Below are 9991 nucleotides of genomic sequence, written 5' to 3'. Positions count from 1 at the left end.
TTACCTAATTCACTTAGACGATTATACTATGTGTAATCAACCGGATTTGATATAAGGGTTTATCTCCTGGTTCTTTATATAAGTACAATACAGCAAAATAGTTGGCTGGTGGCTCAACGGCGATCGCTTCAATTTGTGCCGAGTCATCTAATGTTCGGTTGCGGTAGAACGAACGGCGATTGTGACAAACCTTCGGATTCCAACAGCTATCACCTTCTGGCCCGTGCAGCACCTTAGCCTTAGATGTTGGCAACTTAGCACACAGTTGGCACTTGGGATCGAGCGGCTTTGGCATACCCTACTCCTCTTCTTCCTCACCTATCGCGCGGTAGTAAGCAGCGATCGCCGCTTGTTGTTCGCTCCTGAGTGTATAGCGTCGAAATGCCTCGTCAGATTGATGTCCTGTCAGCTTCCGCTCATGATAATGCAGCTGTGTCCATCCTAAGAATCGCTTGAGTTCGCGTTCGTAAAGTTTACGGCTATTAGGTGCAAGGTTATTACTGCGTAAAAACTCCAGCACCTTTACAAGTCGAATATCAGTCGGCGCAGCTATTTTTGTTGGTCTATCCCTCGGTGTTCGCTGCTCCATACATACAGCTTCATCATTTAAGGGAATAAGTTTGATCTGTGGTAGGTTGTCAAACTGGGAGTTATTTGCCATATCGCGGCGATCGCCTGGAAGCACGGTGGAAGTAACACCCCAAATTGTATTTGACTTCAGGTAGAATTTGCCCAAATCGGATTTAGGGTTATCATTTTCAATCAAATATGAACCTTTAAGGACTTTGCCATCTAAGCCAACAGTTTCTCCAGTATTTGGTTATACATTAAAGAATTTGCTCAGACACACGGAATAATCTTCGTAGTCTATGTGTAATAAAGCACGACGCACAGTGCTATAAGATGGTAGTCTATTTTTTGGCGGTTGAAAAAGCTCAATCAACGGCTCACGGTAGCTTGAAATCCAGTCTCCAATTGCTAAAAATCCTTTGTTCCCTGCTGTGATCGCATATCTAAAAGTTGCACTCCGAACGAGGATTGGGGTTAAGTCACCGGAAGCTGTGTTTGTTACTGCTTGCTTTGATGGGAGAAAGCCAGAGGCACATCAGGCCAAATATAATGTGATTGCTTGGTTTAAGTGGGCGAGGCAGAGGCGGATTCTGATTGCTATGTCGGGGGAAATTGTGTACACGCCGGATGGTGAGGCCGGGCGTTGGCAGAGATGATGCGGCGGTATCCGACGGGGGAGTAACTAATTCAGCTAGTCCGATTTTTGCCACCAAATGTTTAATAACCAACTATTATGAAGATAATATGAAGTAATTAAGCTGTTACATGATGTTTATTTAAAACTTGGCTTAACTGTCTTAACTGTCCTTGCATCGTCAATGTATTAAATATATTGTGCGATATATCCCTTAATCTAGTCATACTTGTAATAGTTGCCCTCAACCAGCCCAGAAATTAAAAGTAAGTATTTAACAATACCTTCGCCAATTTACGAGGCTGAGTTGATGTATTAACATCGTGTTATCAAAGGTTTGGCAAAAACAATAAGTCCTAAAAATTCCTTCAAGGTTTCCTGCAAGCTTTTTTTAATGTCTTGCCCGCAGTATCAAGGGTTTGAGCTTCCAAGCGACCTTGTAAGCTAAACGCTTATGTGTGAGTTATTTTGCCGTTTTTGCCAAAATTTTTGTAGGCTCCTATTTTGGCAAAGGTATTGATTTAAATAAACTTGATTATCGGTCATGAAAAGGTATGTGCTTTCGGCAACCTCTTCATTACACCTATTTTTGTTGCCAAATTGTTAAACAAACTTGAGGTTAAGGTTATGACACTGTATAAAGTCACTCAAACCGCTGATAACAGAAACGGAGACACGGTAGGCACTCTCAGCTATGCTATCCTCCAAGCCAACCGCAATGCAGGAACTGACACGATCAAATTGAAAACGAACACCAGAATTACCGGGGTGATGAAGAATCTGGTTAACAGTGATATCTTCATCATCGGCAACGGCAAGACCCTCAGTGGCGATGTCAATAACGATGGGTAAACTGACAATGGAGATTTGCGTCCCTTCTTCATCTTGTCGAGAAACGTGAAATTCTTCGACCTGACTATTACCAACAGGACTGCTCAAGGAGGGGATAGTGGCAGAGGTGGAGGCGGTGCGGGAATGGGAGGAGGGATGTTCATCTATGATGGAAACGTCTCTTTGAGCAATATGACTTTTAGCAACAACCTTGTACAAAGATTCTCACTTCACTGATGCTTGCTTAAAGAGCTAGGAGCGTTAATGGACAACAATTTATTTTCAGTATCAACTCGTGGTGAAGCAACTTTAGTTGACCTGTTACGCAAAAGAGCGCTACAGCAACAAAGCCAGGTAGGATATACCTTTTTAATTGATGGAGAAGCACAAGAAGTTAACTTAACTTATGAAGTATTAGATCAAAAAGCTAGATCGGTTGCTGCAAAGTTACAAAGCATGAAAGCTAGTGGAGAAAGAGCGCTGCTCTTATACCCGCCTGGACTGGAATTCATTGTGGCTTTTTTCGGGTGTCTGTACGCAGGTGTTACTGCTGTTCCTGTGTACCCCCCACGTCGCAATCAGCACATGGCAAGACTACAAGCGATTGTGAAAGATGCCCAAGCTAGTTTCGTCCTGACAACGACATCTGTTCTGACTAATATTGAAAACAGCTTAAAGCAAGAACCAGAACTAACAGCTTTACATTACATAGATACCGAGAATCTTACGAACAACTTTGCACTCTCTTGGCAGCCTTTAAAAATAAGCAGTGACACTTTAGCATTTCTACAGTACACCTCGGGTTCCACGGGAACACCAAAGGGTGTAATGGTGAGTCATGGCAATCTACTTTCCAATTCAACAGACCTTGACAAAGGATGGAATCACACATCAGAAAGCACCATAGTCACATGGCTTCCTACTTTTCACGATATGGGACTCATCTATGGAGTTATTCAACCGCTATATAAGGGAATTCCATGTTACATGATGGCTCCCACATCCTTTCTGGTGCGACCAATGCGATGGCTTGAAGCGATTTCACGCTACAAAGCAACTCATAGCGGTGCTCCCAACTTCGCCTATCAACTATGCGTAGATAAGGTCACAAGAGAACAACTCGCCACTTTAGATTTAAGCAGTTGGCGTATGGCTCTTAACGGTGCTGAACCGGTTAGAGCAGATGTTCTCAAACAGTTTGCCGAACTGTTCAGTTCATGTGGTTTTAACCTTAGGACTTTCTGCCCTGGTTATGGTTTAGCCGAAGCTACTCTCAAGGTAACTGCCGCCAGAGCCAAAGACTTACCCACTTTTTATACAGTTCAATCAGAGGCACTAAGACAAAATCGCGTGGTAGAGGCTCAAGAACAAGAGCCAGAATCGCTAACTTTGGTGGGATGCGGATATAGCGAAATTGATACGAAAATTGTGATTGTGCATCCAGAATCTTTGACAACCTGCCCTCCAGGAGAAGTGGGAGAAATTTGGGTGTCAGGTTCCACAGTCGCGCAAGGTTACTGGATGCGAGATCAAGCGACTGAGCAAACTTTTCAGGCATATTTGTTAGATACAGGAGTTGGACCGTTTTTACGCACAGGAGATTTAGGATTTTTGCTTAATGGCGAGTTATTCGTCACGGGTCGTATCAAAGACTTAATTATCATCCGGGGGCAAAATCATTATCCCCAGGATATTGAATTGACAGTTCAGAAGAGTCATTCAGCACTGCGACCGAATTGCGGGGCAGCATTTTCCGTGGAGGTAGAAGGTGTTGAACGGTTAGTCATTGCTCAAGAGGTAGAACGGAGTTACTTACGTCAGATAGATGTAGATGAGGTAGTTAGGGCTATTCGTCAGGCAGTGTCTGAGCAGCACCAGCTACAAGTTTATGCTATTGTGCTACTGAAGACAGCGAGTATCCCGAAAACATCCAGTGGTAAGATTCAGCGCCGAGCTTGTCAGGATGGTTTTTTGAATGGAAGTTTGGATGTAGTGGGAGATTGGACAGTGAGTCTTCAACAAGTAGACTTACTACAACTCCAACAAGAAGTAGAAGCCCAATGTGACTCAGTGCATTCTTCAGATAAGTCGCAAGCCGATGGGGAATCGTTCAAACCAGCTTTTACAGAAGAAGCGATAGCAACTTGGCTTGTTTCTCGTCTCGCCCTGTCCCTGCGAGTGTCCCCGGATGAGATAGATATTCAGGAGCCTTTTACTGCATACGGTCTAGATTCCCTGATGGCTATTGAACTCAGGAACTGTTTGCAAGCAGAGTTGGAAGTGGACATCTCAACACCAAAACTCTTGGATGGTTTGAGTGTCGTCCATTTAACAAAACTTTTGAGCGAGCAACTTCAAACTGGTTCAGGTTTGACGGTTCCTCCGATTGTACCCGTTTCCAGAAACACAGATATACCTCTATCTTGGGCACAGGAGCGCCTGTGGTTTCTGCACCAGTTGGAAGGCGAAAGTGGTGCCTACACAATACCTTTCACCGTGCGTCTGGTGGGGAATCTCAATATCAAAGCTTTGGAAGGGGCGCTTGGGGAAATGGTGCGACGCCATGAAGTTCTGCGTACTCGTTTTGAGGTCAAGCACGACAAACCAGTACAAGTAATAGCCCCCAATTTAACCATAACGTTGCCAATGGTGGATCTACAGAATATCCCAGACCCCTGGAAGCAAGTAGAGCAACAGGCGATAAATCAAGCTTACAAACCATTTGACCTAGCTAACGATCCTGTGTTGCGGGTCATGCTTTGGCGAGTTTCTCAAGACGAGTACGTACTACTATTAGCGATTCACCATATTGCTGCTGATGGTTGGTCAATAGGCGTTTTAATCCGCGAACTGTCTATCTATTATCGAGCCATTGTCATGGGTAGTTCTGTTGTATTACCAGAGTTACCTGTACAGTATGCCGACTTTACCATTTGGCAGCGTCAATGGCTGACAAATCAGGTACTAGAGCGTCAGTTAAACTACTGGAAGCAGGAGTTAGCGGGAGCGCCACCTTTGTTGGAATTGCCTACAGACCGCCCGCGCACATCTATCCAGACTTTTCGCGGAGGTGTAGAGCGATTTCAAATAGATGCCTTGCTGACGCAACAACTTAGACAACTGAGCCAAGAGTCAGAAGCCACTCTGTTTATGACATTACTAGCAGGTTTTGTCGTCTTACTTTCTCGCTACAGCGGACAAACGGATCTAGTGGTAGGCTCCCCTATTGCCAATCGCAACCACAAAGAAACACAACTATTGATTGGATTTTTTGTCAATACTCTAGCCCTGAGATTTGATTTATCCCAAGAACCGTCTTTTGAAGCCTTACTGGCGCAAGTGCGGCAAGTCACCCTCAATGCCTATGAGCACCAGGATTTGCCCTTTGAGATTTTAGTAGAAGAATTGCAACCAGAGCGAAAATTGAATCGCAACCCACTAGTGCAAGTGGCATTTGCGCTACAAAATGCTCCTACTTCCCCTTGGGATTTGCCTGGTTTAAGGGTCGAGCAGCTGCTTTGGCGTCTTGACACGGTTCGGGTTGACTTAGAACTACACTTCTGGGAAACCCCAGAAGGTCTTAATGGCTTTTGCTATTATAGTACCGATTTATTTGATGCGCCGATGATCGCTCGGATGATGCAGCATTACCAAACTTTGTTAGCGGCTATTGTTGCTCACCCAAAACAACCAGTCAACCGATTACCTCTACTCACAGCAGCCGAACAGCAGCAATTGTTGGTGGAGTGGAACGCGACCCAAGCGGATTATCCGACGCAATGTTTGCATCAACTATTTGAAACTCAAGTGGAACAGAATCCTGATGCAGTCGCTATTGTGTTTGAGGCGCAACAACTTACTTATCAGCAGTTGAATGCACAGGCCAATCAATTAGCAAATTATTTGCAAAAACAAGGCGTGAAACCAGAAATGCTGGTAGGCATCTGTCTGGAACGTTCTCTGTCGATGATTGTGGGATTGTTGGGAATTCTCAAAGCAGGTGGTGCTTACGTGCCACTTGACCCTGAGTATCCTAGCGATCGTCTGGGTTTTATACTAGAAGACACTCAAGTTTCGGTAGTACTGACTCAACAGCACTTACTTGATAAACTACCTCAGCATCAAGCAAAGCTTGTTTTTTTAGATAAGGTCTGGTCACAAATTAGCCAAAACAATCAAGATAACCTGAATATTGGAGTAACAGCTTCTCATCTAGCAAATGTAATTTACACAAGCGGCTCTACAGGTAAACCCAAAGGGGTGATGGTCGAGCATAAAGGATTGTGCAACCTAGCTCAAGCTCAGATTCAGGCATTTGGCGTACACTCTGATAGCCGCATTCTCCAGTTTGCCTCCTTCAATTTTGATGCTTGCATATCGGAAATCCTAATGACTTGGGCATCGGGGGCAACACTTTACCTGGGAATAAAAGACTCGATAATGCCAGGTATGCCTTTAATTGAGCGATTACGCGACTATGGCATTACCCATATAACCTTACCACCATCGGCGTTAGCAGTTCTGCCTATTGGAGAACTCCCGACATTACAAACAATAATTGTCGCCGGAGAAGCTTGTTCTGCCGAACTTATAAGGCAATGGTCTGTTGGGAGAAACTTCTTCAATGCTTATGGACCGACAGAAGCTAGCGTCTGTGCCACAATTGCCAAATGCACTCCTGACGGCAATAAAGTTACCATTGGTCGTCCAATTGCTAATACACAAATCTACATTCTAGACTCGCAATTACAACCAGTGCCGATTGGTATACCAGGAGAGTTGCACATTGGTGGTGTAGGGTTAGCCAGAGGCTATCTCAACCGACCGGATTTAACCCAAGAGAAATTTATCCCTAATCCCTTTAGTACACTGCCGCATTCCCGCCTGTACAAAACTGGAGACTTAGCACGCTACTTAAGTGACGGCAGCATCGAGTTTCTTGGCCGTATCGATTATCAAGTCAAGATTCGTGGCTATCGCATAGAACTCGGAGAAATTGAAGCTGTACTATCCCAGCTACCGGAAGTAGAGGAAGCAGTAGTTATCGCACGGGAAGACCAATACAAAAAACTCTCTTCATCAAAAAAACCAGAAATATCAAAAGACAAAATAGAACTATGGCCATCTATAGCTGAATACTACGTCTATGACGACTTACTGTATTACGCGATGACCAATGACCATCAACGCAACGATAGTTATAAAGTTGCAATTAATCAATTGGTCAAAGATAAAATAGTCGTTGAAATCGGCACAGGTAAAGATGCAATCTTATCCAGATTTTGTGTCCAAGGAGGTGCCAAGAAAATTTATGCAATCGAAAGAAGTGAGGAAACCTGTCGCCAAGCAAGAGATTGTATTGAAAAGTTAGGTTTAGCAGACAAAATCACAGTCATACATGGAGATGCAACTTTAGTTGATATTCCAGAACTTGCTGATGTTTGTGTTTCCGAAATTGTAGGAGCAATTGGTGGCTCTGAAGGAGCAACAGTAATTATCAATAATGCTAGAAGATTTCTCAAGCCTGATGGTTTGATGATTCCTGAAAGAAGCGTTACTAAAATAGCAGCTGTCACTCTTCCAGATGAAATATTACACAACCCTAAATTTCCTGAGACCTCCGCATATTACGCCAGAGAAATCTTTGAGCAAGTCGGTTATCCATTTGACTTAAGGGTAGCTATTAAGAAATTTCCCCAAGCAAACGTTCTATCCACTGTGGATGTTTTAGAAGACTTGAACTTCAAAGAGTATATTGACCCAGAATTTTCCCATGAAGTGAAATTCCAAATTCAAAAATCTGGGCGGATGGATGGGTTTTTAGTTTGGCTGAATTTACATACGATTACTGGTGAAGAAATAGATATTCTCGAACATGAGCATTGCTGGCTTCCTGTTTATTTCCCTGTATTTGAGCCAGGAATTGAAGTTGATTATGGTGATGCCATCCAAGCAGTTTGTTCTAGAACGCTTTGTGAAAATAATCTCAACCCAGATTATGCAATTAAAGGTCGTTTGCTGAAAAAGAATGGAGAAATTATTAACTTTGAATATATCTCCTATCACTATAAGAATAATTTCCGGCAAACACCTTTCTATCAACGATTATTTGCTGATTATGACATCGTTCCTAAAGTTGACACCTTTGCTGAGAAACAGCTAGTGGCTTACTTAGTACCCGCTCTTAATCGTCAAACATTACCCCAGCAGCTTGCTCAATGGCAGAGTGAGTACGTAAGTGACTGGCAAACGCTGTATGAACAAGCATACAGTCAACCTCAAGCATCCACAGATGACGTAACCTTTAATATTTCTGGTTGGAACAGTTCTTACACCAAACAAGCCATCCCGGATTGGGAAATGCGGGAGTGGGTTGAGAGTACAGTCAGCCGAATTCTGTCACTGTCACCGCAGCGAGTATTAGAAATTGGTTGTGGAACAGGGTTACTGCTATCTCGCGTTGCTCCCAACTGCGAAGAATATTGGGGATGTGATTATTCCAGCGCCGCCTTACAACACGTTGAGCAGGCTTGTAAAAAGGTGGCAGGTTTAAACAATGTGCGCCTGCTGCACCAAATGGCGGATAACTTTGCTCTTATCCCCAAAGGAGAGTTCGATACTGTAGTTATCAACTCAGTAGTGCAGTATTTCCCCAGTGTTGAATATTTGTTGCAGGTAGTTGAGGGAGCGATCGCGGCAATTGGGCATAGAGGTACGCTATTTATGGGCGATGTCCGCAGTTTACCTCTGTTGGAGCCATTCCATGCAGCCGTGCAGTTGTCCCAAGCCCCTGTTGATAGAACGATTGAGCAATGGCAGCGACTGGTACACTCTAGTGTGGCCGCCGAAGAAGAATTAGTTATTGCTCCTAGTTTCTTTATCGCCCTCCAGAAAAGTTTTCCACAAATTACTAGGGTGGAAATTCAACCCAAGCGCGGCTACTTTGAAAATGAGCTAACTCAATTCCGCTATGATGTCACCATCCATGTAAATACTAATGTGCAAACACCTGCACTGATCGAAGCCGAAGTGACGGTAGTTCCTTGGTTAAACTGGCAACTAGACCAACTTTCATTCACACAAATTCAAAACCAGTTGCTACAAGAGCAGCCAGAATTGTTGGGAATTAGGCGCGTACCTAATCAACGAGTACAGCAAGCACTACAGATTTGGGAATGGTTGGAACATCCACCTAATGTCGAGACAGTGAGCCAACTGCGGCAATTGCTAGCACAACAGCCAGCAGGTGGAATAAATCCAGAGCAGTTTTGGAAACTGGGGCAGCATCTCGGCTACACTGTTCACCTAAGTTGGTGGGAAAGTAGTCAGGATGGTTGCTTTGATGTGGTGTTTTGCCGCAACAGTTTAACCCAGACATCTGACGCACAACAGGCGATGCCTGGGTTGGGCTATGCCTACGCTTTTTGGAATAGTTCAGCCGTTACAACTAAACCCTGGATTGACTATACTAACAATCCCCTACGTGGCAAGTTATTCCAGAAACTGGTGCCGCAGGTACGTGAATATATCCAACAAAAGCTACCTGATTACATGGTGCCGCAAGCTTTTGTCATCCTCAATGCCCTGCCTTTAACACCCAATGGCAAGGTAGATCGTCGCGCCTTACCAACACCTGATACAGCAACTAGAAATCTTTCTACTGGCTTTGTTTTACCGCGCACACCCATTGAAGCTCAAATCGCTCAAATCTGGAGTGAAGTTTTAGGAGTTGAACGCATTGGCGTTAAGGACAACTTCTTTGAACTAGGGGGACATTCCCTACTAGCTACCCAAGTTTTGTCAGAGATCAACTCAGTTTTTGAACTTGACTTATCTATACAGATAATGTTTGAGTTTCCTACAGTAGCGGGGATAGCAGACTACATAAAAGTAATGGATTGGGCAACACAAAATTTACCAGTAAAAGAAGTCAGCGTCGAAATAGTGGAGTTATGA

General features: G+C 44.0%; 5 protein-coding genes and 1 pseudogene. 2 read left to right on the top strand and 4 right to left on the bottom strand.

Going from position 1 to position 9991, the window contains the following annotated elements; translation table 11 throughout:
* Positions 1-43: 43 nt before the first annotated feature.
* The 3 genes and pseudogenes from RMY63_RS36595 to RMY63_RS42025 form a co-directional block, all read right to left on the bottom strand.
* A pseudogene (locus RMY63_RS36595) lies at positions 44-295 on the bottom strand (hypothetical protein); the annotation flags it as partial.
* Between the two features lie 3 nt (positions 296-298).
* Positions 299-766: a hypothetical protein gene (locus RMY63_RS36590; RefSeq protein WP_322733388.1), complete on the bottom strand. Its 468-nt coding sequence runs from the start codon at positions 764-766 to the stop codon at positions 299-301.
* 54 nt (positions 767-820) lie between these two features.
* Complete coding sequence (locus RMY63_RS42025; protein ID WP_416212580.1) at positions 821-964, bottom strand: hypothetical protein; 144 nt, start codon at positions 962-964, stop codon at positions 821-823.
* Positions 965-1001: 37 nt separating this feature from the next.
* Between RMY63_RS42025 and RMY63_RS36585 the strand changes: the two genes are divergently transcribed.
* A complete protein-coding gene (locus tag RMY63_RS36585) occupies positions 1002-1226 on the top strand; it encodes a hypothetical protein (RefSeq protein WP_322733387.1) in 225 nt (74 codons plus the stop codon).
* A 581-nt stretch (positions 1227-1807) separates the two neighbouring features.
* Here the strand turns inward: RMY63_RS36585 and RMY63_RS36580 are convergent.
* Entirely contained in the window at positions 1808-2254 is a 447-nt protein-coding gene (locus tag RMY63_RS36580; RefSeq protein WP_322733386.1) for a hypothetical protein, read from the bottom strand.
* Positions 2255-2299: 45 nt separating this feature from the next.
* Between RMY63_RS36580 and RMY63_RS36575 the strand changes: the two genes are divergently transcribed.
* A complete protein-coding gene (locus RMY63_RS36575) occupies positions 2300-9991 on the top strand; it encodes a non-ribosomal peptide synthetase (RefSeq protein ID WP_322733385.1) in 7692 nt (2563 codons plus the stop codon).

It is taken from the genome of Nostoc sp. ChiQUE01b, from assembly GCF_034531255.1.
Lineage (GTDB): Bacteria > Cyanobacteriota > Cyanobacteriia > Cyanobacteriales > Nostocaceae > Nostoc.
The sequence above is the reverse complement of the archived record's forward strand: the minus strand, read 5'-3'. Positions and strand labels throughout refer to the sequence as shown.